Annotated in this window: 22 protein-coding genes and 1 pseudogene; 13 read left to right on the top strand and 10 right to left on the bottom strand. The window is 60.2% G+C overall.

Annotated elements, in window-relative coordinates; all coding sequences use genetic code 11:
* The first annotated feature begins 30 nt into the window (after window positions 1-30).
* A complete protein-coding gene (locus FXO12_RS17885; protein WP_054920919.1) occupies window positions 31-960 on the top strand; it encodes a zinc ABC transporter substrate-binding protein in 930 nt (309 codons plus the stop codon).
* Between the two features lie 107 nt (window positions 961-1,067).
* Here the strand turns inward: FXO12_RS17885 and FXO12_RS17880 are convergent, their stop codons facing one another.
* Both FXO12_RS17880 and FXO12_RS17875 read right to left on the bottom strand, forming a co-directional pair.
* Window positions 1,068-2,021 carry a homoserine kinase gene (locus FXO12_RS17880; RefSeq protein ID WP_054920916.1) on the bottom strand — a complete coding sequence of 318 codons (954 nt, stop codon included), beginning with the start codon at window positions 2,019-2,021 and terminating at the stop codon, window positions 1,068-1,070.
* Between the two features lie 56 nt (window positions 2,022-2,077).
* Window positions 2,078-2,368 (bottom strand): DUF2782 domain-containing protein, encoded by a 291-nt coding sequence (locus FXO12_RS17875; RefSeq protein ID WP_054920914.1) that lies wholly within the window; start codon window positions 2,366-2,368, stop codon window positions 2,078-2,080.
* Window positions 2,369-2,442: 74 nt separating this feature from the next.
* Between FXO12_RS17875 and polA the strand changes: the two genes are divergently transcribed.
* Complete coding sequence (gene polA, locus FXO12_RS17870) at window positions 2,443-5,238, top strand: DNA polymerase I (RefSeq protein ID WP_057975175.1); 2,796 nt, start codon at window positions 2,443-2,445, stop codon at window positions 5,236-5,238.
* 271 nt (window positions 5,239-5,509) lie between these two features.
* Here polA and yihA read toward each other — a convergent pair whose 3' ends face one another.
* The gene (gene yihA, locus FXO12_RS17865; protein ID WP_003187369.1) at window positions 5,510-6,151 is read right to left on the bottom strand and encodes a ribosome biogenesis GTP-binding protein YihA/YsxC; all 642 of its coding nucleotides are present in this window, start codon (window positions 6,149-6,151) and stop codon (window positions 5,510-5,512) included.
* Between the two features lie 192 nt (window positions 6,152-6,343).
* Between yihA and FXO12_RS29070 the strand changes: the two are divergent.
* The 6 genes and pseudogenes from FXO12_RS29070 (at window position 6,344) to FXO12_RS17840 (ending at window position 11,823) form a co-directional block, all read left to right on the top strand.
* A pseudogene (locus FXO12_RS29070) lies at window positions 6,344-6,551 on the top strand (cytochrome).
* Window positions 6,552-6,584: 33 nt separating this feature from the next.
* Window positions 6,585-7,211 (top strand): cytochrome c4, encoded by a 627-nt coding sequence (locus FXO12_RS17860; protein ID WP_014716340.1) that lies wholly within the window; start codon window positions 6,585-6,587, stop codon window positions 7,209-7,211.
* Between the two features lie 167 nt (window positions 7,212-7,378).
* On the top strand, window positions 7,379-8,014 hold the full coding sequence (gene dsbA, locus FXO12_RS17855) for a thiol:disulfide interchange protein DsbA (RefSeq protein ID WP_003187375.1): 636 nt from the start codon (window positions 7,379-7,381) through the stop codon (window positions 8,012-8,014).
* Between the two features lie 10 nt (window positions 8,015-8,024).
* Complete coding sequence (locus FXO12_RS17850) at window positions 8,025-8,903, top strand: endonuclease/exonuclease/phosphatase family protein (RefSeq protein ID WP_003187377.1); 879 nt, start codon at window positions 8,025-8,027, stop codon at window positions 8,901-8,903.
* Window positions 8,900-10,957 carry a GGDEF domain-containing protein gene (locus FXO12_RS17845; RefSeq protein ID WP_057975174.1) on the top strand — a complete coding sequence of 686 codons (2,058 nt, stop codon included), beginning with the start codon at window positions 8,900-8,902 and terminating at the stop codon, window positions 10,955-10,957. Before FXO12_RS17850 ends, FXO12_RS17845 begins: the two co-directional genes overlap by 4 nt.
* Window positions 10,958-11,046: 89 nt before the next feature.
* Window positions 11,047-11,823: an N-acetylmuramoyl-L-alanine amidase gene (locus FXO12_RS17840; RefSeq protein ID WP_054897230.1), complete on the top strand. Its 777-nt coding sequence runs from the start codon at window positions 11,047-11,049 to the stop codon at window positions 11,821-11,823.
* Between the two features lie 137 nt (window positions 11,824-11,960).
* Here the strand turns inward: FXO12_RS17840 and FXO12_RS17835 are convergent, their stop codons facing one another.
* Window positions 11,961-13,748 (bottom strand): ATP-binding protein, encoded by a 1,788-nt coding sequence (locus FXO12_RS17835; protein WP_054897229.1) that lies wholly within the window; start codon window positions 13,746-13,748, stop codon window positions 11,961-11,963.
* 10 nt (window positions 13,749-13,758) lie between these two features.
* The gene (gene algB, locus FXO12_RS17830; protein ID WP_034129241.1) at window positions 13,759-15,105 is read right to left on the bottom strand and encodes a sigma-54-dependent response regulator transcription factor AlgB; all 1,347 of its coding nucleotides are present in this window, start codon (window positions 15,103-15,105) and stop codon (window positions 13,759-13,761) included.
* A gap of 389 nt (window positions 15,106-15,494) precedes the next feature.
* Between algB and FXO12_RS17825 the strand changes: the two genes are divergently transcribed.
* The 5 genes from FXO12_RS17825 (at window position 15,495) to FXO12_RS17805 (ending at window position 19,862) form a co-directional block, all read left to right on the top strand.
* Window positions 15,495-15,779, top strand: a complete 285-nt coding sequence (locus FXO12_RS17825) for a hypothetical protein (RefSeq protein ID WP_020301400.1) — start codon at window positions 15,495-15,497, stop codon at window positions 15,777-15,779.
* Window positions 15,780-15,856: 77 nt separating this feature from the next.
* Entirely contained in the window at window positions 15,857-16,021 is a 165-nt protein-coding gene (locus FXO12_RS17820; protein WP_003187386.1) for a DUF1328 domain-containing protein, read from the top strand.
* A 2-nt stretch (window positions 16,022-16,023) separates the two neighbouring features.
* Window positions 16,024-16,491: an inhibitor of vertebrate lysozyme family protein gene (locus tag FXO12_RS17815; RefSeq protein WP_054897228.1), complete on the top strand. Its 468-nt coding sequence runs from the start codon at window positions 16,024-16,026 to the stop codon at window positions 16,489-16,491.
* A gap of 712 nt (window positions 16,492-17,203) precedes the next feature.
* Entirely contained in the window at window positions 17,204-18,535 is a 1,332-nt protein-coding gene (gltP, locus tag FXO12_RS17810) for a glutamate/aspartate:proton symporter GltP (RefSeq protein WP_057975173.1), read from the top strand.
* 97 nt (window positions 18,536-18,632) lie between these two features.
* Window positions 18,633-19,862, top strand: a complete 1,230-nt coding sequence (locus FXO12_RS17805) for a nucleoside recognition domain-containing protein (RefSeq protein WP_054897227.1) — start codon at window positions 18,633-18,635, stop codon at window positions 19,860-19,862.
* Window positions 19,863-19,954: 92 nt separating this feature from the next.
* On the opposite strand, the gene lptE is transcribed toward FXO12_RS17805, so the two are convergent.
* From lptE to FXO12_RS17780, 5 genes are read right to left on the bottom strand one after another with little or no spacing between them, the layout of a single operon-like run.
* Window positions 19,955-20,566, bottom strand: coding sequence for an LPS assembly lipoprotein LptE (lptE, locus tag FXO12_RS17800; RefSeq protein WP_057975172.1), 612 nt, complete (start codon window positions 20,564-20,566; stop codon window positions 19,955-19,957).
* On the bottom strand, window positions 20,563-21,501 hold the full coding sequence (locus tag FXO12_RS17795; protein ID WP_003187394.1) for an MlaD family protein: 939 nt from the start codon (window positions 21,499-21,501) through the stop codon (window positions 20,563-20,565). Before FXO12_RS17795 ends, lptE begins: the two co-directional genes overlap by 4 nt.
* A gap of 1 nt (window position 21,502) precedes the next feature.
* The gene (locus FXO12_RS17790; RefSeq protein WP_014716351.1) at window positions 21,503-22,306 is read right to left on the bottom strand and encodes an ABC transporter ATP-binding protein; all 804 of its coding nucleotides are present in this window, start codon (window positions 22,304-22,306) and stop codon (window positions 21,503-21,505) included.
* Complete coding sequence (locus FXO12_RS17785; RefSeq protein WP_060772785.1) at window positions 22,303-23,451, bottom strand: ABC transporter permease; 1,149 nt, start codon at window positions 23,449-23,451, stop codon at window positions 22,303-22,305. The genes FXO12_RS17790 and FXO12_RS17785 overlap by 4 nt, the downstream gene beginning before the upstream one ends.
* 54 nt (window positions 23,452-23,505) lie before the next feature.
* Window positions 23,506-24,537 carry a DUF5924 family protein gene (locus FXO12_RS17780; RefSeq protein ID WP_003187399.1) on the bottom strand — a complete coding sequence of 344 codons (1,032 nt, stop codon included), beginning with the start codon at window positions 24,535-24,537 and terminating at the stop codon, window positions 23,506-23,508.
* Window positions 24,538-24,586: the final 49 nt, after the last annotated feature.

The following is a 24,586-nucleotide window of genomic DNA, read 5'->3' as shown; positions in this document are numbered from 1 at the left end:
TTATTATGTTACCCGTTCCTACGCCATCGAGTGGTCATCGTGTCCCGACTTTTTCCCGTTTTTGTCGTATTTGTCACCAGTTTATTCGTTGCGGGTGCCGCTCAGGCCGAGGTCAAGGTGCTGACGAGCATCAAGCCCTTGCAACTGATTGCCGCTGCCGTGCAGGACGGCGTGGCTGTTCCAGAGGTATTGCTGCCGCCGGGGGCGTCGCCGCATAACTTTGCTTTGCGCCCATCCGACGTACGGCGCGTGCAGTCGGTCGACCTGCTGTACTGGATTGGGCCAGACATGGAAACGTTTTTGCCGCGTGTGCTTAAAAGCCGTACAGCGGCAACGGTGGCCGTGCAGGACCTGCCAGGCATGAAACTGCGCGTCTTCGGCGAAGATAGCCACTCTCATGCCGATGAAGCCGACGAACATGATCACGATCACCGCCCAGGCAGTGTGGATGCGCACCTGTGGCTGTCCACGGTCAATGCACGTGTGATCGCCGCTCGGATGGCGGCCGATCTGAGCGTTGCCGACCCAGCCAATGCCGAGCGTTATCAGAGCAATGCGAAGGCCTTCGAAGAACGCCTGAACGCGCTGGATGCGCGCCTGAAGCAGCGTTTGGCGGGCGTTGATGGCAAACCTTATTTCGTGTTCCACGAAGCCTTTGATTACTTCGAAGAGGCGTACGGTTTGAAGCATGCTGGCGTGTTCAGCGTGGCCGCCGAAGTGCAGCCGGGCGCGCAGCACGTAGCGGCGATGCGCGCGCGTTTGCAGGAAGTGGGCAAGACTTGCGTGTTCAGCGAGCCGCCGTTGCGACCTCGCTTGGCCGAAACCCTGGTGGCCGGGTTGCCGGTGAAGTTGGCGGAATTGGATGCGTTGGGTGGCTATACGCCAGCTACCGCGCAGGGTTATGAGCAGGTACTGGAAAGGCTCGGCAATGACTTGGCCGGTTGCCTGGAGTCGCTCTAACACGCAACACAAAACCCCTGTGGGAGTGGGCTTGCCCGCGATAGCGCAGTATCAGTCGATACTGCTATTGCAGGCAAGCCAGCTCCCACATTGGCCGAGTCGGTCTTTTAAAGTGCGAACGGCAGGTGGACCGTGACCTGTTGACGCTGCGCCAAGCGGTGCTCGAACTCAGCCGGGTCATGAATCAACACATCCTGCCCTGCAAATGATTCGGCCGCGATCAGCCGGGACAGCCAGAACCGTACGCACGCCACGCGCAGCATGGTCGGCCATAGCTCGGCTTCCTTCGCGGTAAACGCCCGTAGCCCCGCGTAAGCGCCCAGCAGCGCCCGGGCACGGTGACCGTCAATCACGCCATCGGCATCCGAGCACCAATCATTCAAGGCGATGGCCACGTCGTAGAGCATCGGCCCCGAACAGGCGTTGTAGAAGTCGATCAGGCCTGTCAGGTGCGTGCCTTCAAACATCGCGTTATCGCGAAACAGATCGGCGTGCACATTCGCCCGCGGCAGGCCGAGGATGTCGGCCTTGTGGGCGTCTATCTCGGCCAGCGCATCGCGCAACAGGCGTTGCTGGGCCTCGTTGAGGTGCGAAATGAGTTGCGCGCCCTCGCAGAGCATCCAATCCAGGCCGCGGTCGGTCTTGCGTTCAAGTACCTTTTCGCCCTGGGTGGCCAAGTGCAGGTGGCCGAGCAATTCGCCAACCTGGGTGCAATGCTGTGCATTGGCCTCCTTGATGTGCTTGCCCGCCAGGCGCGGTTGCAGCAAGGCCGGTTTGCCCTTGAGTTCGCGCAAAGCGATGCCGTCGGTGGTACGCAGGGCGTACGGCACAGGCAGGTCGGCGTCGTGGAGCACGTCGAGCAGTTCGATGAAGAACGGCATTTCTGCCACCGGGCCACGCTCAACCAGGGTCAGGACGAACTCGCCCTGCTCCAGGCTGATAAAGAAATTGGTGTTTTCGCTGCCGGCGGCAATCCCCTGGAAATCAAGCAGGCGGCCGAGCCCATAAGGGGCGAGAAAGGTTTCCAGCTCAGGCCGAGCCAGGGGGGTGAACACAGACATGGTTAAAACTGCCGTTACGGGCGCTGCGGTGGGCAGCGCCGGTTAAAATTAAGAAATCATTTCCATTCGAAGATCTTCCATGACGGGATCAGCATATCCGGCTGGTCAGAGCGGATGAAGTTCGCGTCGGTGCCGTCCGCACGTACCAGAAAGTACGGTGGTGCGCCCTTCGGGGTGACCTTGATCGCGTACAGAAAGCCGTTTTGGCGGTATTCCTGGATGGTTTTGTCGCCTTCCGTGCGAATGGTAACTTCCGGATCACCTCCAGGGGCATTGTCTGCCGCCATGGCAGCCATCGGAGCGAGTGCAATCAAACCGGTCAACAGCAGGCGATTGAATGTACGCATGATAACCTTGTCCCTTTGTTTTCATTGGTCCGGCTATTCTAGCGCCTGACCCGCCGAAAAGGTTGATCCTGCTCATGAGCCAAGCGCCCCTCGTCCTGGTGGACGGTTCTTCTTATCTGTATCGCGCCTTCCACGCGCTGCCACCGCTGACCACCTCCAAAGGCCTGCCCACCGGTGCGGTCAAGGGCGTGTTGAACATGCTCAAAAGCCTGCGCAAGCAGTACCCGGACAGCCCATTTGCGGTGGTTTTCGACGCCAAGGGTGGGACGTTTCGCGATGAGATGTACGCCGAATACAAAGCCAACCGCCCGAGCATGCCTGATGACATGCGCCTGCAGATCGAGCCGCTGCATCAAAGCGTGATCGCTCTTGGCTTCCCGTTGCTGTGCGTCGAGGGCGTCGAGGCCGATGACGTGATCGGCACCCTGGCTCGCAGCAGCGCGGCCGCCAGCCGCCCGGTGGTGATCTCGACCGGTGACAAAGACATGGCGCAGCTGGTGGACGGCCACATTACCTTGGTCAACACCATGACCGGTAGCTCGATGGACATCGAGGGCGTTAAGGAGAAATTCGGCGTCGCTCCGGAGCAGATCATCGACTATCTGGCGTTGATGGGGGATTCGTCCGACAACATTCCCGGCGTTCCGGGCATTGGCCCCAAGACCGCCTCCGGCTTGCTGGTGGGAGTCAATGGCGGCCTCAAAGAGCTTTATGAGCAGCTGGATATTGTGCCGACCCTGCCTATCCGTGGGGCCAAGACCCTGCCGGCCAAGCTGGAGGAGCACAAGGAGATGGCATTCCTGTCCTATCAGTTGGCGACGATCAAGATCGATGTGCCGCTGGATATCGGGTTGGATGATTTGCACCTGATCGAACCGGATCGCGAAAAGCTGCTGGAGCTGTACACGCTGCTTGAGTTCAAGAGCTGGCACGACGAGATTCAGCGCGATGCCAAGCGTGTCGAGCTCAAATCGGCGAGCGAGGTTGCGCCGGCCGCCGAAATGCCGGTCGAGGCTGTTATATCGGTACCGGTAGAGGCGGTTTACACCACCATTCTGGACCAGGCTACCTTCGACGTGTGGCTGAAAAAACTCCACGATGCGCCGTTGTTTGCTTTCGACACCGAAACCACCGGCATCGACGCCCAGCAGGCGCAATTGGTCGGGGTCTCGTTTGCTGTGCAGCCCCATGAAGCCGCCTACATCCCGCTGACCCATTCCTATATCGGCGCGCCGGATCAGTTGGACCGCGACACCGTGCTGCTGGCCCTGAAACCGCTGTTGGAAGACCCGACCAAACTCAAGGTGGGCCAGCACGCCAAGTTCGATATGAACATCCTGGCCAACTGCGCCATTGGCGGCGACCCTGCCCAGGGCATTACCGTGCGCGGCATCGCCTTCGACACCATGCTCGAATCCTACGTGCTCAATTCCACCGCGACCCGGCACGATATGGACAGTCTGGCGAAGAAGTACCTGGACCACGACACGGTCAGCTTCCAGGACATCGCCGGCAAAGGGGCCAAGCAACTCACGTTCGATCAGATCGCCCTTGAGCAAGCCGGCCCCTATGCGGCCGAAGATGCCGACGTGACCTTGCGCCTGCATCAGCACTTGTACGCGCAACTGGCGGCGATCCCGAGCCTGGCCAGTGTGCTGACGGACATCGAGATCCCGCTGGTGCCGGTGCTGGCACGCATCGAGCGCCAGGGCGCACTGGTAGACAAGGACCTGCTCGGCATTCAGAGCATCGAGCTGGGTAACAAGATGGTCGAGCTGGAGCGCCAGGCGTACGAGATCGCCGGTGAAGAATTCAACCTGGGCTCGCCCAAGCAGCTCGGGGCGATCCTGTACGAGAAGCTCGGCATGCCGGTGCTGAAAAAAACCGGCAAGGGCCAGGCATCCACCGCTGAGGAAGTGTTGGCCAAACTGGCCGAAGATGATTTTCCGTTGCCCAAGGTACTGATGCAGTACCGCAGCATGAGCAAGCTCAAAAGTACCTATACCGACCGCCTGCCGGAACAGATCAACCCGCGTACCGGGCGTATTCATACGTCTTACCACCAGGCCGTCGCGGCGACCGGGCGCTTGTCCTCCAGCGATCCGAACCTGCAGAACATCCCGGTGCGCACCGCCGAGGGGCGGCGCATTCGCCAGGCGTTTGTCGCGCCCAAGGGCTACAAACTGCTGGCGGCGGACTATTCGCAGATCGAGCTGCGGATCATGGCGCATTTGTCCAAGGACGAAGGCCTGATGAACGCCTTCCGCAATGACCTGGACGTGCACACGGCCACGGCGGCCGAAGTGTTCAAGGTCGAGTTGAATGAGGTCACGTCCAACCAGCGCCGCAGCGCCAAGGCGATCAACTTTGGCCTGATTTACGGCATGGGCGCCCAGAAGCTGGGCAAGGACATCGGCGTCGATACCAAGACCGCCAAGGCTTACATCGATGTGTACTTCGCTCGCTATCCAGGGGTGCGCGAATATATGGAGCGAACCCGCGCCCAGGCGGCGGATCAGGGGTACGTCGAAACCTTCTTCGGGCGGCGCCTGTACTTGCCGGATATCAACTCCAACAAGCCCCAGGAGCGCGCGGCGGCCGAGCGCACAGCGATCAACGCGCCGATGCAGGGTACGGCGGCGGACATCATCAAGAAAGCCATGGTGCAGGTGGATAACTGGCTGACCGAGTCGGGCCTGGATGCCAAGGTCATCCTTCAAGTGCACGACGAATTGGTGCTGGAGGTGCGTGAAGACCTGGTCGCGCAGGTCAGCGAGAAGATTCGCGAGCATATGAGCGCGGCGGCTCAGTTGGACGTGCCTTTGGTGGTGGACGTAGGCGTAGGCGATAACTGGGACGAGGCGCACTGATTCCGCGGCTTTGCCATCACCGTTAGTGGTGGCGAAGCGGTTTAGATCGGAAACCGTCGTCAGTTATTTCCAATAGTTTTTTGAGCCTGTCGGAACTTAACCTGTGAACTGCCACTCAGAGTTACTGAATGGGTGGTGAAGCCCTTCAATGCTCCTATGTTGTGTTAAGTGTTGGCAGATAATTCCAGACCCCGCCCTAGCGGTCCGGAACTTGAACCCCGAACTTCCCCTCCCCAAAAGAAGTCCGGGGTTTTTTTTGCCCGTAGAAAAGTTACTCGGCGATTTCTGCGCCCTTGTCCGCCAATTCCATCCAGCCGGCCAGTACGGTGTAGGCCTCTTCAAGGCCCATGCGCTTGGGGGCGGAGAACAGCTGAATCGTGATGGTATCGCCCCAGCCCTTACGGATTTCGGACTGCACTTTGAGCAGGGTGTTCTTGGCTGCGCCGTAGGTGAGCTTGTCGGCCTTGGTCAGCAAAATGTGCATCGGCATGCCGCTGGCGACAGCCCAGTCGAGCATCAGCAAGTCGAAGTCGGTCATTGGATGGCGGATGTCCATCATCAGGATCAAACCCTTCAAACTCTCGCGACCGCCCAGGTAAGCCTCAAGGTGACGCTGCCAGTGCAGCTTCAGCGGGATAGGTACTTTTGCATAACCGTAGCCCGGCAGGTCGACCAGACGCCGATCATCGTCTAGCTTGAAGAAATTGAGTAGTTGCGTGCGGCCCGGGGTTTTCGAGGTGCGCGCCAGGCTGGCGTGAGTCAGGGTGTTCAGTGCGCTGGATTTACCGGCGTTGGAACGGCCGGCAAAGGCGACTTCAAAGCCCTCGTCATCGGGGCATTGGTCCACTTTGGCGGCGCTGAGCATGAAGGTGGACTGTTGGCACAGGCCGAGGATGGGGTTCTTGAGTTGCATGAGATTTCCGATGTGGGCGGTGCCGAGAAAGGGTGCGGCAAGCGGTGTCGTTTCCGTTTCAGTAGCGCCAGTATATAATGCCGCAGATTTTGTGTGTGCTTTGTCCCAGCGAAGGATGAGGTTCACGGGAGCGAAAGACCTTTATTGCGCATTAGAACGCAAAACGCTCTCAAACCCTGAATAGGTCGATGTATGGACCGACGGTTGCTCGCTTCTGCTGCCCTGATTCCGCTTTACGGCGCTCAGGCTACACAGGATCAACCGAGTTTGCATGGTCAGGCTGAAGCAGTGCGTGACCCAGGGTTTCAAGGCAATGCCGCCGCGTGGTTTGTGCATGGACTGCAGTACTGAGGATTACCAGGCCGTCATTGATTTGATGGTGAGTAAACCCGGTAGATAACTCTTAAACCCTTAGCCGTAGTTGGATTAGCTGATGAACAAACTGATCGTGAGTCTGCTGTTGACCTTGGGCATCACAGGCGCTGCCGTCGCTGCAGAGGGCCCCGTCAAAGGTGATGCCACTGCCGGTCAAGCGAAGGCCGCCGTGTGTGGTGCCTGCCACGGGCCGGATGGTAACAGCCCGGCGCCGAACTTCCCCAAACTGGCCGGCCAGGGTGAACGCTACCTGAGCAAGCAGATGCATGACATCAAGGACGGCAAGCGCACGGTGCTGGAAATGACCGGCCTGCTGACCAATCTCAACGATCAGGACCTGGCGGACCTCGCGGCGTATTTTGCCAGCCAGAAGGGTAGCGTGGGAGCTGCCGATCCTAAATTGGTCGCCCGCGGAGAGCAGTTGTTCCGTGGCGGTAACCTGGAAAAAGGCTTGCCCGCCTGCACCGGTTGCCACTCGCCCAATGGCGCAGGCAACGCTGCCGCAGGCTTCCCGCACCTGAGCGGCCAGCATGCCACCTACATCGCCAAACAGTTGACCGACTTCCGCAAAGAAGAAGCCGGCCGGGCCAACGATGGGGACGCCATGACCATGCGCACCATCGCTCGCAAGCTGAGCGACGAAGACATCGCAGCCCTCTCCAGTTATATCCAGGGCCTGCACTGACGGGGCTGGGCGTTAACGCTCGATTAATCCCGCGATGCAAGCATAAAAAGGGTGGCTCAGGCCGCCCTTTTTTGTGGCCGCTGCCGTTACACTAACGAACTCATGTCCGCGTAGACCTGTCACAACAAAGGTCGCGTGAGGCGACTTTATTTGTCCAGGAGTAAAGCATGCGTAATCTGATCCTCAGCGCCGCTCTCGTCACTGCCAGCCTCTTCGGCATGACCGCTCAAGCTGCCGATGTGCCGCTTGAAGCCGGTAAAACCTATGTTGAACTGGCTAACCCGGTTCCGGTTGCGGTACCCGGCAAGATCGAGGTGGTGGAGCTGTTCTGGTACGGCTGCCCGCATTGCTACGCCTTCGAGCCGACTATCAACCCATGGGCTGAAAAGCTGCCCAAGGACGTTAACTTCCGTCGCATTCCTGCCATGTTCGGTGGCCCATGGGACGCCCACGGCCAACTGTTCCTGACCCTGGAAGCCATGGGTGTTGAGCACAAGGTCCACAACGCTGTCTTCGAAGCGATCCAGAAACAAGGCAAGCGCCTGACCAAGCCGGACGAAATGGCTGACTTCGTTGCTACTCAAGGTGTCGACAAGGACAAGTTCCTCGCGACCTTTAACTCCTTCGCTATCCAGGGCCAGATCAAACAGGCCAAGGAACTCGCGCAGAAGTACGGCGTGCAAGGCGTTCCAACTCTGATCGTCAACGGCAAATACCGTTTCGACCTGGGCAGCACCGGTGGTCCTGAAGCGACCCTGAACGTTGCTGACCAACTGATTGCCAAAGAACGCGCTGCCAAGTAAGGGGCTCGCCATGCGCCGCTGGGGTACCGAGCGTGTCGTTGGCCTGCATGAACCGCAGGTCAACGAGCATCACCTGGAGTCCACAGGCCTGCCGGCAGACAGCCGCTTGCGCCTGCTCAGCTTCAATATCCAGGTGGGCAACAGTACCGAGAAGTATCGGCACTACCTCACGCGTGGCTGGCAGCACCTGCTGCCCCACAAGGGGCGTACCGGTAACCTGCAGAAAATCGGCGACCTGCTCAGCGACTTCGACTTGGTCGCCCTGCAGGAAGCCGACGGCGGCAGCCTGCGCTCCGGCTATATCAACCAGGTGGAACACCTGGCTCAGCTGGGCGCCTTCCCGTACTGGTATCAGCAACTCAACCGCAACCTGGGGCGCCTGGCGCAGCACAGCAATGGCGTACTCAGCCGCCTCAAACCCACGGCTATTGAAGATCATCCCTTGCCAGGCCCCAAAGGGCGCGGGGCGATCCTTGTGCGTTTTGGCGAAGGCCCGGAAGCCTTGGTGGTGGTGATGATGCACCTGGCCCTCGGGGGGCGTACGCGCAACCTGCAACTGGCCTACGTGCGTGAATTGATTGGTAACTACAAGCACCAGGTGCTCATGGGTGACATGAACACCCATGCCAACGACCTGCTGCAGAATTCTCCGCTGCGCGACCTGGGGTTACTGGCCCCGCAAGTCGAAGCCACGTTTCCCAGCTGGCGCCCGCAGCGCTGTCTTGACCATATCCTGCTCAGCCCAAGCCTCACACTGGAAAGTGTGCAGGTGCTAGCGCAGCCCATTTCCGATCACCTGCCGGTCGCGGTAGAGATTCGTCTGCCGGGTTCGCTCACGGCTGATGCATTACCCGCGTTGAGCCCAGGCCCTCGCGGACCCCTTGCATGAGCGACGACGCCCAGCGCTGGAAAGAGAAATACCTCCAGAGCATCGAGCAACAAGACAAACTCGAACGCCGCTGGGCTGCCCGCCTCGATTTGCTGCGCCGCGGGCTGGTGCGCAGCACGCTGGCCGCTGAAGGCACCGACCGCGCCGTCGATCAATGCATGAAGGAAATGCGCGATGTCGTGCGCACGGACGACATGGACGCTGCCCTCGCCGCTTTACTGCCACGCCTGGAAAAGGCCGTGCTGGATTCGGAGCAGCGCCGCGAAACCCGTGTCGACCAGATCAGCACCGCGCTCACCGCCTTGGTCACCCAGTTGCAAAAGCTGCCGTTGCCCCGCGAGGTGGCTCGCCCGCTGAAAACCTTCGCCAAGCAACTCGATGGTCGCGTGGCACAAGCGCGGGAGATACCCCTGCTACTCAGTGAGCTGAGCAGCCTGCAGGGGCAGGCGCTGAATAATCTGGAGCCTGAAGGCGATACCGCACGCCCAGGCCCGGGCCTGTTGCAACGCCTGTTCGGTAGTAAGGAGGCCGCCAGTGAAGCATTGCCGGTTGACGCTGAGCCACTGCCGGCAATGCAATTGGCAGCGCCAAAGCCTGCAGCGCCCAAACCCGCACCCGAACCGGAAGAACCTGCGCAATCGGAAGAGCTGACCCAAGCCTTGCGTGCCTTTGCACCGCTGTCACCCACACCCGTGGCCTTGAAGGCTGCGCCTGTTGCCGCGGCCGAAGGGCAAGAGGTCGCCAGAGAAACGCCGGTATTCGACGCTCCAGAGCTGCCGTCGATTGCGCCTGCGCAATTACCGGAGCCCGACGTGCAGGCGCCACCGGTTGCGGAGCCTGCTCACGAAAGCGCACTCGCTGCCTTTATCGAACCGCCGCCGGCTCCAGTCGAAACGCCGGATGAGACCACCATCGGCAGCCTGTCGCTGCCCCCCGTGCTGGAAAGCCCCGAGCCTGACGAGCTGCAACCGGACGGCACCTACGCCCTGCCCGATTCGCCTGAACCGTCCTACAGCTCGGTGGCCAAGCACATTGAAGGCACTTTGCTCGGCCTGCTGGAAGACCTTTCCCTGCCCGAACGTCACCAGCCCCAGGCCGAGGCGATGCGTGAGCGTCTCGCCCATGGTTTGAATTGGTACGAACTGCTGCCGATCCTGGATGACCTGGCCGTGCTGATGCTGGCGGTCACCGACAGTGGCCAGCATGAGTTCGAGGCCTATCTCAAGCAGCTCAACGAGCGTCTCGAGGCATTCCAGGGGCATTTGCAGGTCGCCAGCGACGGCCACGCCGACAGCAGCCTGGCCGCGCGGGAGTTGGACACACAGATTCGCGAGCAGGTGGACGGCCTGCAAAGCAGCGTGCAGGACGCCGCCGACCTGGACAGCCTCAAGCAGGTGCTCGAAAGCCACCTTGAAGGCTTGCTCGGCACCATGGATGAACACCAGCAACAGCGTGACCTGCGGGAACAGGAAGTGGCCGCACGCCTCAAAGGCCTGGCTGAACGCGTGGCCCATATGGAGCAGGAGGCCCAGGGATACCGCGAGCACCTGGAGGTGCAGCGCCAGAAGGCCTTGATCGATCCGCTCACCGGGCTGCCCAACCGTGCGGAGTGGAGCGAACGCCTCGATTACGAGGTCAACGCCTGGCATCAGCGCGGTAACAGCCTGTCGCTGGCCATGCTCGACCTGGACCACTTCAAGCGCATCAACGACGGTTACGGTCACCTGGCAGGGGACAAGGTCTTGAAGATCATCGCCAACGTGCTGAGCAAACGCCTGCGGCCGACTGACTTCATCGCGCGGTTTGGTGGTGAAGAGTTTGTGCTGCTCATGCCCGACTCAGCTTTGGCGGATGCCCTGGCCGTAGGTGAAGTATTGCGTGAGGCCATTGCAGCGTGCCCGTTCCACTTCAAGGGCGAGCCGGTAACGATCACGGTGTCCATGGGCGTGGCGCAGTTTCAGGCCGGCGAGCGCAGTGACCTGGCGCTCAAGCGTGCCGACGAGGCGCTCTACAGGGCAAAGGCTGCGGGACGTAATCAGGTGCAGGCGGCATAAAAGATGTTCCATTTTGTGATTTGACCGCCTAGCCATGAACCTTACGTTACACTGTTGCATTATCGTCTTTCAGTGTAATGCCTCTCGCCATGAAATCCTTGTATATCGCTTTAGCGTTTCTTCTGCTTGCCGGCTGCGCCAGCGGCCCGCGCCTGAACACCAGCCATCCTTCGGTCAACCACGACAACCGCGTGCAGTTCGTTGTGGTGCATTACACCTCGACCAACCTTGAACGTTCCCTGGCGCTGTTGACCCATGGCCAGGTCAGCAGCCATTACCTGATCGGCGACGACGCCTCCGGCACCATCTACAAGCTGGTGGATGAAAGCCAGCGCGCCTGGCACGCCGGGCAAAGCGAGTGGATGGGGCGCACCTGGCTCAATTCCAGCTCCATCGGCATCGAGATCGTCAACCCAGGGTTCAGTGATACGCCGACGGGGCGTGTGTGGTACCCGTATTCCGAAGCGCAGGTGCAGTCGCTGATCGTGCTGCTCAAGGACATCAGCAAGCGCAATGGCATCGACCCCAAGAACATCATCGGGCACAGCGACATTGCCCCACTGCGTAAGCTGGACCCAGGCCCGTTGTTCCCTTGGAAACGCTTGGCGGCAGAAGGTCTGGCCGTGTGGCCGGATGCCCAGGCAGTGGCCCGGTTCCAGGTGCAGTACGCCGCGCAGTTGCCGAGCATTACCTGGTTCCAGGAAGAGCTGGCGCGCCTGGGCTACCAGACGCCGCAGACCGGTGAGCTGGATGTGGCCACAAGGCACGTCATCGCTGCGTTCCAGATGCGCTTTCGCCCGTCATTGTTTGACGGCACCCCAGACGCTGAAAGCGCCGCGATCCTGAAGGCCTTGAATCACCGCTGATGGTGTAACAATGTTGGAGCGAGCTTGCTGTGGCGAGGGAGCTTGCTCCCGTTCGACAGCGAAGCTGGAGCCGGCTTTTTTGAGGGGCGCTTCGCACCCCAGCGCAAGCAAGCTTGCTCGCTATAGGGTTCTCGCTCCTACAGGGGCAATGCCATATAGAACTGCGTACCCTGCCCCGGTCGTGAGTACACACCCATGCGGCCGCCGTGCAATTGCACGATTTCCTTGCACAGTGCCAAGCCCAGGCCCGCACCGCCCTTCTTGCGGCCCACCTGTACAAAGGGTTCGAAGATCCGCCCTTGCTGGCCGTAGGCAATGCCTTCGCCGTTGTCCTCGACGCTGATAATCACCCGCTCGCCATGCCGTCGTGCCTGCAGGCGAATCTGCCCGCCTTCGGCGGTGTGGCGCAGGGCATTGCCCAACAGGTTGTCGAGCACCCGCTCCAGTTGCACTTGGTCGGCATATAGCCGTGGCAACTCAGGTTGGGCCTCCACCAGCAATTCAATGTGCTGGGCGTTCGCAGGCTCAGCAAATCGAGCCCGTGCGTGCTCCAGCAAGTCGGTGACATCGCACGTACCCAGGGTGAGTTTTTGCAGGCCGTTCTGGTAACGCGAGAAGTTGAGCAGGTCGTTGATCAACTGCATCAGGCGCTGCATTTCTTCATTCACCGTATCCAGCAGGTCCGCCTCGCGGGAGTCCGGTGGGAACTTGGCCCGCTCTCGGAACAAGCCGAAGGCCATGTGCATGCCGGTAACCGGCGTGCGCAGCTCATGGGAGGCGCGCAATACGAACTCGCTGCGCACCCGTTCGAAGGCGCGCTGTTCAGTCACATCATGCAGCACCATCACGGCCCCGAGAATGTGCCCCTGTGTATGGCTAACCGGGGTCAGGCTGTAGGTCAGCAGGCGCAACTCACCCTCGACTTCCACCTCCAGATCGTCCGGGGCCCGCTCCAGGTTGCCGCCGCGCAGCACCAGTTGCAGCTGTTCATCCATTTCCGCACGACCCATGGCTTCGCCAAGGCCTTGACCCAGCCGCTCCTCATCCCAGCCCAATTGGCGCTGCGCTACAGGGTTGAGGTGCTCCAGGCAGCCTTGGCGATCAATCATCAACAGGCCGTCATCGATACTGTCGAGCACCGCTTGCAGGCGCTGTTGGCCGGCCAGCAGTTCATCGATGTTAGTGGCCTGATGTTGGCGCAACGCTTCGGCCATGATGCCGAAACGGCGGGTCAGCAGGTTCATTTCCGCTGCGGAGGAGATCGGCAGCGTGACTTCAAAGTCGCCCTGCCCGATCTTGTCGGCGGCCTTGGCCAGGGCCTCGATGGGACCACCGAAACGCCGGGCGATGCCATGGGCCGTGACGAAACCGATGATCAGCACCGCGAGCCCTACCAGCCCGAGCAGGCCCGCTATCAACAGGGCGCGCTCACGGGATTTATGCTCACTGGTACTGATATTTTCCAGGGCCCGCTTGTGGTCGGCGATCAAGCCGTTGCGCAGTATGTTGAAGGTCTCGGTGAGCTTTTCCTTGCTGCCCGCAGGCGGTGATGTCTGCTGGGATTGGTCAAACGCCTTGAGCAGATTCTGGTAATCCGAGCGTGCCTGGCTGAAACCATGGTTTTTGCCGTCGACCTGCTCATGGGCGATGCCCTGATCCAACAGATCGAAATAATGCTGCTTGGAGGCTTGCAGGGCGTCTGGGTCGGGACGCTTCTCCAGCATCATGATCAACTGGTCGCCCAGGCTCTGACGCAATTTGAGCCCCAGGTCCAGGGTGATGAAATTACTGCGGATCAGCGATTCCTGGGTCTTGGCCATTTGCATGACGCTGACCAAGCCCAGGACCAACCCCAGCAAAGCCACGGTAATCAAGGCTGAGATGCTCAGGAATAACCGGGTGCGCAGTTTCATCGCGAGCTTCATAAGGTCCTGTTCAAAGGTTGTACTGCTTGCGTTTGCGGTACAGCGTCGACGCATCGATGCCGAGTGTGCGGGCCGCTTGGTCCAGTGTGTCGCTGGTCGCAAGTACGGCGCCGATATGGGCTTTCTCCAGCTCGTCAAGGCTCAAAGCCGACCCGATACGCGGTGCATTGTTGGCCGGTTGCTCAGCCATCCCCAGGTGGCTGATCTCAACCTTCTCCTGGGGGCAGATGATGCTGGCGCGTTCCACTACGTTGCGCAGTTCACGAATATTGCCGGGCCAGCGGTAGTTCAGTAGCGCTTCGCGGGCATTATCGCTGAAGCCGCGCGCCGGGCGTGCGTATTCCTTGACGAAGCGGGCAAGGAAGCGGTCAGCCAGGGTCAGGATGTCTTCACTGCGTTCGCGCAGCGGGGGCAGGTGCAAGGTGATGACATTCAGGCGGTAGAGCAAGTCTTCACGGAAACGGCCATCGCGCACCATGTCTTCCAGGTTCAGGTTGGTGGCTGCGAGGATGCGCACGTCAGCGCGGCGGGTGACTGGGTCGCCCACGCGCTCATACTCTTTGTCTTGTATAAACCGCAGCAACTTGGGTTGCAACGTGAGGGGGAAATCGCCGATCTCGTCGAGAAACAGCGTACCGCCGTCCGCCTGGTTCACTCGGCCCAGGGTGCTTTCACTGGCGCCGGTGAATGCGCCGCGGCTATGGCCGAACAGTTCGCTTTCCATCAGTTCGGCGGTCAGTGATGGGCAGTTGATGGTCACGCAGGACTTCTTCGAGCGCTTGCTCCAACCGTGTATCGCCCGAGCCAACTCACCTTTACCGGTGCCGGACTCGCCGAGAATCAAGATATTGGCGTCCGTCCCGGCCACCTGCCGCGCGGTTTCCAGCACCACCATCATTGCCGGGCTATGGGAGTCCAGGCCGTCTTTGGGCTGGCGCACCTCGCCTTCCAGCGCTTCCAGCCGCGCAGAGAGCTGACGTACCTCCAGCTGTTTGGCCGTGGCCAGGCGCAGTTGGTCAGGGCTGCAAGGCTTGACCAGATAGTCGGCGGCGCCAGCCTGGATGGCGTCCACGGCGGTATCCACGGCCGAATGGGCGGTCACAATCACCACGCGCATCCACGGAGCCTGCACGCGCATCTGGGCCAGCACGTCCAGGCCATTGTCCTCGCCCAGGCGCAGGTCGAGGAAGCACAGGTCGAACACCTGACGCTGCATCAGGGCATCGGCCTGGGCGGCGCTGTTCGCGGTGGCGACGGTGTAGCCCTCATCTTCCAGGCAATAGCGGAAGGTGCGCAGGATCGCGGATTCGTCATCCACTAAAAGAATGCGGCCTTGAAGTTCCTTGGCTGAATCCATCTGTCCCGCACTCCTTAACTATAAATGTGATGGTGTTTAGTCCCGGAATAATCGGGCAAGTTGCATGGTTTATTCTGATTCATAAAAGGCTTCTTCGTGCAGCTATCTGCGCGCCTTCCTACAGACGTGGTTTGCGGACATTTTCAGGACTTGTTGCTCTTCGATCCTTCGATGTGCGCGCCAGGTGTCTGGTTCCGCCCACTGGTCATCGTGCATTTCGCACGGCCTGCAAGGAGGCATCGTGCAGGATGCTAGGCGACGAATCTATCGAGCAAGTGTAAGTGCTTGATTTTATTGTGTTTTATTTTGCAATAAAGCTGGCATGCACTCTGCAATATCTCCCCCAAGAGCGTCATGAACGAATAATCAGAATGCGGGAGTAATGCAGCATGACTCGCCAAAGCCTCAGCCAATTGCGTGTATCGCCGCTGCGCTTGCAGCAGGGCCTGTTCGCCAGCCTGGCCTTGATGGTCACGTTGATTGCCGGCCAGCAGTTGCAGCATTGGCAGGAGCGTGCGCAGCCAGCCCCGCAATTTGAACGTCCTGTCATGACCCAGACCCATTTTCGTTCCATTGGCAGCGCCAGCGCCGATGTGACTGCCCCGCAATTGAGCCTGGTAGACCAGGGTTCCACTCTGGACGAACTGCCGGCCCATGACCGTTGGGTGTTCTAGGTAAAAAATGTCGCTCGTGTTGAGCGGCTGCACGGTATCACCGCTGTTACCCCTATAGAAGCATAAGGAGAATCACCATGTTGAGTTGGGCAATCACATTTCTGATCATCGCCATTGTGGCCGCAGTCCTGGGCTTCGGTGGTATCGCTGGCACCGCCACCGGCATCGCCAAGATCCTGTTTGTGGTCTTCCTGGTGATGTTTATCGCTTCGTTCTTCTTTGGTCGCAAAGGCCGAGGTTGAATATGGTCAGCCTGCCTTTTAAAGCCCTTGCTGCCGCCCTGCTGTTTGGCGGCAGCGGCCTGGCCATGGCCGCCAACGACGGCCAATCCCGGGCTAACGAATTGCTCAGCGCGGATCCGCAGTACCGTGAAACCTGGCAAGACGTGGTGAAGAAAGAGGAACGCCTGCCCGAATGGGTGATGAACCTGTCGGGCACGGCCGAGCAAATGAATGCCGTTGAGGAAGATGGCGACAAGTACTTGGTCGGGCCGCTTTGTGAAACCGCAGACACCTGCCTGAACAAGCGCCTGATCGTTGCCTTCAGCCTCGACAAGGAAGATGCCTACGCCATGTTGGTGGAAGTCCCGGCGGGTTTGCCAGCGGACAAGTCCCCGACACGGCACGCCGATTACCGTTTCCTCGGTAAGCCGGACGAGGGTATGCAAAAGCTGCTGATGGAACAGCTCAAGAAAGATCCGAATTGGTACTAGGTTCCGTCTGACGGAGCCGGCGTCCATAGAAGGAAGCCCTTGTGCTTCTTTCTGTTTGCATCGTTCCTTGAGTGATGCATGACCAGGGGGCCGGGTTGCTCTGATCGATCAGGATCGGCGTGACCTACGGGTACAGGGAGTACCTGCGCAAGGGCCGGGTCAGGCGAAAAGCTGCGACGCAAGTTCACAAGACCTCAAGCTTGCTGAACTTGCGGCGGGCTTACGACTCTCATTCCCGCGTTTCATGCCGCCTATAGCCGCAGTTTTGTTTTTTGCGTCTGGCCAACCATTACCGGATATGTCGGTGTGACCATCTATCGAGAATTTTTCAATCGCGCTATAGGATCTTTCCGATCCTAGGTAATGGATTTCTCAGACATTTCTGCCAGCCAATCGAAGTCGTCCAGTATCTCTGCGCGAGCCTGATTTGGCTGCTTAACGGCATATTCACCCGCTCGAATGGCGGATACGAACTGACCGTTTGGACAAATATTTTCAAAAAAAGCCATGCCGATTCGGCATAGGGTAGGCGTTTACGGCATTAGACGTCGCTCCCTTGCATGGGAATAGTTGCGCCTTTTTTCGCCTGCCAGTAAGCCATTTCGGCCACGCTGCGGTGACCTTCCATGGAGGCAGATGCACACACTTTTTCGCTTTCGAGCGTTGCAGCTGGCGCATTTGCCGTAAGTCCACTTGAAGCAAGGGTAATGACATGAAGAAGGCAAAGCTAAGCCTCGCCTGGCAGATCCTCATCGGTTTGGTACTGGGCATTGCAATCGGTGCCGTGCTCAACCATTTCAGTGCTGAAAAGGCCTGGTGGATCAGCAATGTGTTGCAGCCGGCGGGCGATATCTTTATCCGCCTGATCAAGATGATCGTGATCCCGATTGTGATTTCTTCGCTGATCGTCGGCATTGCCGGTGTAGGCGACGCGAAAAAGCTCGGTCGTATCGGCGTCAAAACCATCCTCTACTTCGAAATCGTCACCACCATCGCCATCGTGGTGGGCCTGTTGCTCGCCAACCTGTTCCACCCAGGCGCTGGCATCGACATGAGTACCCTGGGTACCGTCGATATCTCCAAGTACCAGGCGACTGCCGCCGAAGTGCAGCATGAACATGCGTTCATCGAGACCATCCTCAACTTGATCCCCTCGAATATCTTCGCCGCTGTTGCCCGTGGCGAGATGCTGCCGATCATCTTCTTCTCGGTGTTGTTCGGCCTGGGCCTGTCGAGTCTCAAGCCTGAACTGCGCGAACCGCTGGTGACCATGTTCCAGGGCGTGTCCGAGAGCATGTTCAAAGTCACCCACATGATCATGAAGTACGCCCCTATCGGTGTATTTGCACTGATCGCGGTGACGGTCGCCAACTTCGGCTTCGCCTCGCTGCTGCCGCTGGCCAAGCTGGTGATCCTGGTTTACGTCGCGATCCTGTTCTTCGCCTTCGCGGTCCTGGGTTTGATCGCACGCCTGTTTGGCTTCTCGATCCTCAAGCTGATCCGCATCTTCAAAGATGAGTTGGTATTGGCTTACTCCACCGCCAGCTCCGAAACCGTGCTGCCGCGTGTGATCGAGAAGATGGAAGCCTACGGCGCGCCGAAAGCGATCTGCAGCTTCGTGGTGCCGACCGGCTATTCGTTCAACCTCGACGGTTCGACCCTGTACCAGAGCATCGCGGCCATCTTCATTGCCCAGCTGTATGGCATCGACCTGTCGATCGGCCAGCAACTGATGCTGGTACTGACCCTGATGGTGACCTCCAAAGGTATCGCCGGCGTGCCGGGCGTGTCCTTCGTGGTGTTGTTGGCGACGCTGGGCAGCGTGGGCATCCCACTGGAAGGCTTGGCGTTTATCGCCGGTGTCGACCGTGTGATGGACATGGCGCGTACCGCCCTGAACGTGATCGGCAATGCCTTGGCCGTACTGGTTATCTCCCGTTGGGAAGGCATGTACGACGACGCCAAGGGCGAGCGCTACTGGAATTCCCTGCCGCACTGGCGCAGCAAGGAAGCCCTGGCTACGGCACAAGCCACCCGTAGCTGATTGCAGATTGATCGAAAACAAACCCCGGAAAATTCCGGGGTTTGTCGTTTCTGCCAGCCCCGTTATCATTCGCCCCATCTTTCGGGGGACTTATCTGATGCTCAATGGCCTGTGGCTTGGCTTCTTTGTCGTGGCAATGGTGTCAGCACTGGCGCAATGGCTGGTGGGCGGTAACGCCGGGATCTTCGCGGCGATGGTCGAAAGCATTTTCGCCATGGCCAAATTGTCGGTGGAGGTCATGGTGCTGCTGTTCGGTACCCTGACGTTATGGCTGGGCTTTCTGCGGATTGCGGAAAAAGCCGGGATCGTCGATTGGCTGGCCAAGGCCCTCGGCCCGCTGTTTCGCCGCCTGATGCCGGAAGTGCCCGCCGGGCACCCCGCGATCGGTTTGATCACCCTCAACTTTGCCGCCAACGGCCTGGGCCTGGACAACGCCGCCACGCCCATCGGCCTGAAAGCCATGAAGGCGCTGCAAGAGCTCAACCCCATCCCCAATACGGCGACCAACGCTCAGATCCTGTTCCTGGTGCTCAACGCGTCCTCGCTGACGCTGTTGCCGGTGACCATCTTCATGTACCGCGCCCAGCAAGGCGCTGCGGACCCGACGCTGGTGTTCCTGCCGATCCTGCTGGCCACCAGCGCCTCGACGCTGGTGGGCCTGCTGTCGGTGGCGGTGATGCAGCGCCTGCGTTTGTGGGACCCGGTGGTGCTGGCCTATCTGATCCCCGGCGCGCTGGTACTGGGCGGCTTCATGGCGCTGCTGGCGACCCTGTCTGCCACAGCGCTGGCCGGTTTGTCGTCGATCCTGGGCAACCTCACGCTGTTTGGCTTGATCATGCTGTTTCTGGTGATCGGCGCGTTGCGCAAGGTCAAGGTGTACGAGGCATTCGTCGAAGGCGCCAAGGAAGGCTTCGACGTAGCCAAGAACCTACTGCCCTATCTGGTGGCGATGCTGTGTGCGGTTGGCGTGTTGCGTGCCTCGGGCGCCTTGGAGTTCGGCCTGGAAGGGATTCGCCATGTGGTGGCCTGGACGGGCCTGGATACGCGCTTTGTCGACGCTCTGCCGACCGCAATGGTCAAGCCGTTCTCCGGCAGTGCGGCACGGGCGATGCTGATCGAGACCATGCAGACCCAGGGTGTGGACAGCTTTGCGGCGTTGGTGGCGGCGACGATACAGGGCAGTACTGAAACCACGTTTTATGTGCTGGCCGTGTACTTCGGCTCGGTAGGCATCCAGCGGGCGCGGCATGCGGTGGGATGTGCGTTGTTCGCGGAGTTTGCTGGTGTGGTCGCGGCTATTTCGGTGTGCTACTGGTTTTTTGGTTAAGGCCACAATCGTTATCGCAGGCAAGCCAGCTCCCACAGTTTGATGTGTGAACGCAGTAAAATGTGGGAGCTGGCTTGCCTGCGATGAGGCCTTCAAGGTTTCAGAGCGGTATTGCCCTGGCTGACTACCCAATCCACCACCTGCTTATTCAACTGATCCCCAGCCTGGCCAAAAGCAGCCACCACCGCTGGCACCTTGGCGTCACTCACCGGCTGCCTCACTTCAAACCGGCGGCTGGCGATAATCCTGTGATCACGCCCACGCACCAATCGCGCGTCGAGGCGAATCACCACCTCCACCGATTTGCCTCGATACTCACTCTGAAACGCCTGCAACTGCCCGCCCAGTTCATAGTCGGCTTGCAGGTTGGTCTCGTCGGTACTCAACAACGTCACGCGCCCGTCGCGCTGGAAGCCATCCAGCAGGCGATTACGCAGCAGCACAGGCGCCGGGTCGCTCCAGCGTGAATTCGCGTAGTTGCTGATCAAGTTGCCATCTGGCACTACGGCGATGCGCGGGCTATCGAGAAACTCGCTGGTCTGCGGCTTGGTCACGCGCAGCGACCAACTCACCGGCGTGCCTTGGCTGGCCGGCTGGGTGGACGCCAGGCGGTACACGTCCGAAGGGTCCGGCTTGGGTAGGATCGAACACGCGCTGACCAGTGCCAGGGCCATGGGGACGATCATGTGATACGCACGCTTCATGGCGTGAACTCCTTGTTCTTGTCGCTGCCCAGCAGGTAACCGCTGGGGTTGGCTTCCAGACGGCGGGAGATGGCGCGCAGCGAGCCGAGGGTTTCACGCAACTCGCGCACGGCTGGCGCCAGTTCGTTGAGGCCCTGCATGCCGCTGTTCACCGAGTCCTGGTTATTGGTCAGCAAGGTATTGATGGTGGCGGTGCTTTGCTCCAGGGATTTCATCGCCTGCTCGGCGCTGCCGAAGGCTTGCTTGCCTTGTTCACTGAGCAAACCATTGGCGCTGCGCATCAGCACGGTGGTTTGCTCCAGCGCCGCGCCCGCCTGTTTGCTCACCTGCATCAATTGCTGCATCACCACCTTGATGTCGCCGCGTTGCTCGGCAATGGCGCCGGTGGTTTGTTGCAGGTTATCCAAGGTGTTGCTCAGGCGTTCGACGTTTTCCCGCGAGAACAGGTGGTTGGCGTTGTGCAGCAGCAGGTTGACGCTGGTCATCAGGTCGTTGCTGTTATTGAGCAGGCGTGCGATAGGCGATGGCGACGCGATGATTTCCGGCAGGTTGCCGTCCTTGCCCTTGAGCTCCGGGCTCTGCGGGGTGCCCCCACTGAGCTGGATGATCGAGGTGCCGGTGATACCGGTCAGGGCCAGTTTGGCCTGGGTGTCTTCCTTGATTGGCGTTTGCCCGGCCAGGCGGATGCGCGCCAGGACGCGGCGTGGGTCTTTGGGGTCCAGACGCAGGCTGATGACATCGCCCACCTTGATGCCGCTGTACTGAACCGCACTGCCTTGGGACAGGCCGCTGACCGCTTCGTTGAAGATCACTTCGTAATCCTGGAAGGCGGTATCGACGCTGGACTTGGCCAGCCACAGGCCAAACAGCATCGCCCCGACCACCACAATTACGCTGAACAGTCCGATCATCACATGATGGGCTCGGGTTTCCATGTCATACCTCGTTGAGCGATTGAGCGGCATCCAATGCCGCGCGGCCCCGGGGGCCGTGGAAATATTCGTGAATCCAGGCGTCGTCCGTTTCCGAAACGACATCGATGGCGTCGGCCACCAGCACTTTCTTCTGCGCCAGCACCGCCACACGGTCGGTGATGGTGTACAGCGTGTCGAGGTCGTGGGTGACCAGGAACACACTCAAGCCCAACGCATCACGCAGGGTGAGGATCAGTTGGTCGAATTGCGCCGCGCCAATGGGGTCGAGACCGGCGGTGGGTTCGTCCAGGAACAGGATGTCCGGGTCCAAGGCCAGTGCGCGGGCCAGGGCGGCACGTTTGATCATGCCGCCGGATAACGAGGCCGGGTATTTATCGGCCGCCGACAGCGGCAACCCCGCCAGGGCCAGCTTGACCGCCGCCAAGTGCTCGGCATCGGCGCGGCTGAGGCCGGCGTGCTCGATCAATGGCAGGGCCACGTTCTCGGTCACCGTCAGCGAGGAAAACAGCGCGCCCTTCTGGAACAGTACGCCAAAGCGGCGTTCTACCAGTGAGCGTTCATGTTCAGGTAGGCTCGGCAGGTTTTTGCCGAACACCCGTACTTCGCCTTCGCTGGGGCGCCGCAGGCCAACGATGCTGCGCAACAACACGGATTTACCGCTGCCAGAGCCCCCCACCACCGCCAGGATCTCGCCTTTGTACAAATCCAGGTCGAGGTTCTCATGCACGCTTTGGCTGCCAAAGCGATTGCACAAGCCACGCACTTCAATCACCGCCTCAGTGGGCGCACGGTGTAGACGACTCACCAGCCCATCTCCATGAAAAACATCGCCGCGACCGCATCCAGCACGATCACTACAAAGATCGATTGCACCACGCTCGATGTGGTGTGCGCGCCGACCGACTCGGCACTGCCGCTGACTTTAAAACCTTCCAGGCAACCAATGGCCGCGATCAAAAACGCAAAGATCGGCGCCTTCACCATGCCCACCAGAAAGTGCTGCACGCCAATGTCCGATTGCAGCAGCGAAAGAAACATCGCCGGCGAAATATCCAGGGCCACCGCACACACCACGCCACCGCCGACGATCCCCGAGAGCATCGCCAGGAAGGTCAGCATCGGCAACGCCACCAGTAGCGCCAGCACGCGCGGCAATACCAACAGCTCCATGGGGTCCAGGCCCAGGGTACGGATGGCGTCGATTTCTTCGTTGGCTTTCATGGAGCCGATTTGCGCGGTGAATGCACTGGCGGTACGGCCGGCGATGAGGATTGCGGTAAGCAACACGCCGAATTCGCGCAGGAAGGAGAAGGCCACCAGGTCCACGGTAAAGATCGTCGCGCCGAAGCTCTTGAGCACGGTGGCGCCGAGAAAGGCCACGACGGCGCCTACCAGAAAGGTCAGCAGCGCGACGATAGGCGCCGCATCCAGGCCCGTCTGTTCGATGTGGGCGACCATAGGCGTCAGGCGCCAGCGCTTGGGCCGCCAAATACCGCGGGCGAAGGTTTCGAGGATCAGGCCGATAAAGCCCAACAGCTTCATTGCGTCTTGCCAGACCGTGTCTACTGCGCGGCCGATGCGGGCCAACACTTGAATGCCGGCGGCCTCTTCCGGCTCTTTGACCGGTACGCAAAAGTCATTCAGGGAGCGGTAGACGGTCTTGAGCAGTGCACGGTCGGCGGCTGCCAGGGTGCAGTCAGTTTGTTCGGCAGAATGTTCGATGCGCGCAGGGCCCAGCAGCTCCACCAGCAGCGAGGCGCCGGCGGTATCCAGCGCACCGAGGCCGTTGAGGTCAATGCGGGCGCCGGCGTCGTATTGGCCGTCGAGTGTGGCCGACAGCTTCTTCAGGTGGGCGTAGTGGGCCAGCGTCCAGTCGCCGGTAATCCGTAGCGAAGGCGGGGTGCTGGACGTATCAAGATGGGCCGCGCCGGCCGTCGTGCGAGTGGTCATAAGCTCCGAGCTTGTTTGGCTATCCACAATTGCTACGTAATAGCACGATCCGGCTTACTTTGGGTTGTCCGCTTGTGCTGTGTCTATCACCTTGAAGCGCAGAACGCCGATGACCTGGCCGTCTTCGGTGAGCACCTGCACCTGCCAGCGCCCCACGGCATCACCCGGGAAATTCTGCTTGTGGGTCCAGGCGCGATAGCCCTCCTTGCGCCCACCATGGATGTCCAGGGCAATGCGGTCGACTTCCTGGCCGTTGAATTTCCACACATGGTAGATCCGCTCATCAAGCCCGCGTGGCGCGTTGATCGCGGTGTACGCATACAGCCCACCACTGCGCAATTGGGCGGCGGTGACTTGCTTGAGGTCGTCGCCCGGCGTGCGGTCTTGCAGTTGGGTGCTGATGGCGACTTCGGTCATCCACAGGGTGGCGGGCGGTACCCAGCTGCGCAGGAACCAGCCGGCGCAGCCGATGGCGGCCGTTACCCCCAGCAGCATCGCCCAGCCCTTGAGGCTACGCAGCGGCAGGCTGACGGCCAGGCTCGGGATCGACAGGACCATGGCCACGCCCAACGCCAGTTTGTAACTCTGGGCGGTGGTCAGGTGCATGATGATCGGCAGCGCGGTCAGCAACGCGGCGAATAGGGTCAGGGTGTGCAGGGCCAGGAACAGCGAGCGTTTGGGCGCCAGCCATTTGTAATACAGCGGGTCGATGATCGACACCAGCGCCGCCGCACCCAGCAGGCCAGTGAACAGCGATTGGCCGCTGTTCCAGGCGGTGGTGACGAAAAAGAACGGCAGGACGAAAAACAGACTTTCCTGGTGGATCATCTGGGTGGCGTAGCGCAGCAGCGGTTCAGGGATCTCGCGATTGAAGACCTTGGTGAACAGTTGCGTAAAACTGTTCTCCAGCATCAGCCACAACCAGCTCACCAGCATGATCACCGCAATCCAGCTGGCCATGCCCTGCTGGCGGTCTACCAGGATGAAGCTGCCCACCCCCGAGATGAAACCGCCGAGTGCGATCACCCCTGGGTAGCGCTTGATCAGTTCTATAACGCGCTGGATGAGGGGAGGCAAGTTCGGCATGGGCGGTTCACTGGTTGTGGGAAAAATCTCAGACAGAATAACGCCTTGG

This window comes from Pseudomonas sp. J380, assembly GCF_009827115.1.
GTDB lineage: Bacteria > Pseudomonadota > Gammaproteobacteria > Pseudomonadales > Pseudomonadaceae > Aquipseudomonas > Aquipseudomonas paracarnis.
The sequence above is the reverse complement of the archived record's forward strand: the minus strand, read 5'-3'. Positions and strand labels throughout refer to the sequence as shown.

Excerpts from the sequence above, each read along its gene's own strand:
- lptE (WP_057975172.1), bottom strand. The coding sequence starts at position 20,566 with ATGAAGCGTGCGTATCACATGATCGTCCCCATGGCCCTGGCACTGGTC.
- gltP (WP_057975173.1), top strand. The coding sequence starts at position 17,204 with ATGAAGAAGGCAAAGCTAAGCCTCGCCTGGCAGATCCTCATCGGTTTG.
- FXO12_RS17860 (WP_014716340.1), top strand. The coding sequence starts at position 6,585 with ATGAACAAACTGATCGTGAGTCTGCTGTTGACCTTGGGCATCACAGGC.
- FXO12_RS17815 (WP_054897228.1), top strand. The coding sequence starts at position 16,024 with ATGGTCAGCCTGCCTTTTAAAGCCCTTGCTGCCGCCCTGCTGTTTGGC.
- FXO12_RS17850 (WP_003187377.1), top strand. The coding sequence starts at position 8,025 with ATGCGCCGCTGGGGTACCGAGCGTGTCGTTGGCCTGCATGAACCGCAG.
- FXO12_RS17835 (WP_054897229.1), bottom strand. The coding sequence starts at position 13,748 with ATGAAGCTCGCGATGAAACTGCGCACCCGGTTATTCCTGAGCATCTCA.
- FXO12_RS17795 (WP_003187394.1), bottom strand. The coding sequence starts at position 21,501 with ATGGAAACCCGAGCCCATCATGTGATGATCGGACTGTTCAGCGTAATT.
- FXO12_RS17820 (WP_003187386.1), top strand. The coding sequence starts at position 15,857 with ATGTTGAGTTGGGCAATCACATTTCTGATCATCGCCATTGTGGCCGCA.
- FXO12_RS17880 (WP_054920916.1), bottom strand. The coding sequence starts at position 2,021 with ATGTCTGTGTTCACCCCCCTGGCTCGGCCTGAGCTGGAAACCTTTCTC.
- FXO12_RS17805 (WP_054897227.1), top strand. The coding sequence starts at position 18,633 with ATGCTCAATGGCCTGTGGCTTGGCTTCTTTGTCGTGGCAATGGTGTCA.
- FXO12_RS17875 (WP_054920914.1), bottom strand. The coding sequence starts at position 2,368 with ATGCGTACATTCAATCGCCTGCTGTTGACCGGTTTGATTGCACTCGCT.
- FXO12_RS17825 (WP_020301400.1), top strand. The coding sequence starts at position 15,495 with ATGACTCGCCAAAGCCTCAGCCAATTGCGTGTATCGCCGCTGCGCTTG.
- algB (WP_034129241.1), bottom strand. The coding sequence starts at position 15,105 with ATGGATTCAGCCAAGGAACTTCAAGGCCGCATTCTTTTAGTGGATGAC.
- FXO12_RS17785 (WP_060772785.1), bottom strand. The coding sequence starts at position 23,451 with ATGACCACTCGCACGACGGCCGGCGCGGCCCATCTTGATACGTCCAGC.
- polA (WP_057975175.1), top strand. The coding sequence starts at position 2,443 with ATGAGCCAAGCGCCCCTCGTCCTGGTGGACGGTTCTTCTTATCTGTAT.
- dsbA (WP_003187375.1), top strand. The coding sequence starts at position 7,379 with ATGCGTAATCTGATCCTCAGCGCCGCTCTCGTCACTGCCAGCCTCTTC.
- FXO12_RS17780 (WP_003187399.1), bottom strand. The coding sequence starts at position 24,537 with ATGCCGAACTTGCCTCCCCTCATCCAGCGCGTTATAGAACTGATCAAG.
- yihA (WP_003187369.1), bottom strand. The coding sequence starts at position 6,151 with ATGCAACTCAAGAACCCCATCCTCGGCCTGTGCCAACAGTCCACCTTC.
- FXO12_RS17845 (WP_057975174.1), top strand. The coding sequence starts at position 8,900 with ATGAGCGACGACGCCCAGCGCTGGAAAGAGAAATACCTCCAGAGCATC.
- FXO12_RS17840 (WP_054897230.1), top strand. The coding sequence starts at position 11,047 with ATGAAATCCTTGTATATCGCTTTAGCGTTTCTTCTGCTTGCCGGCTGC.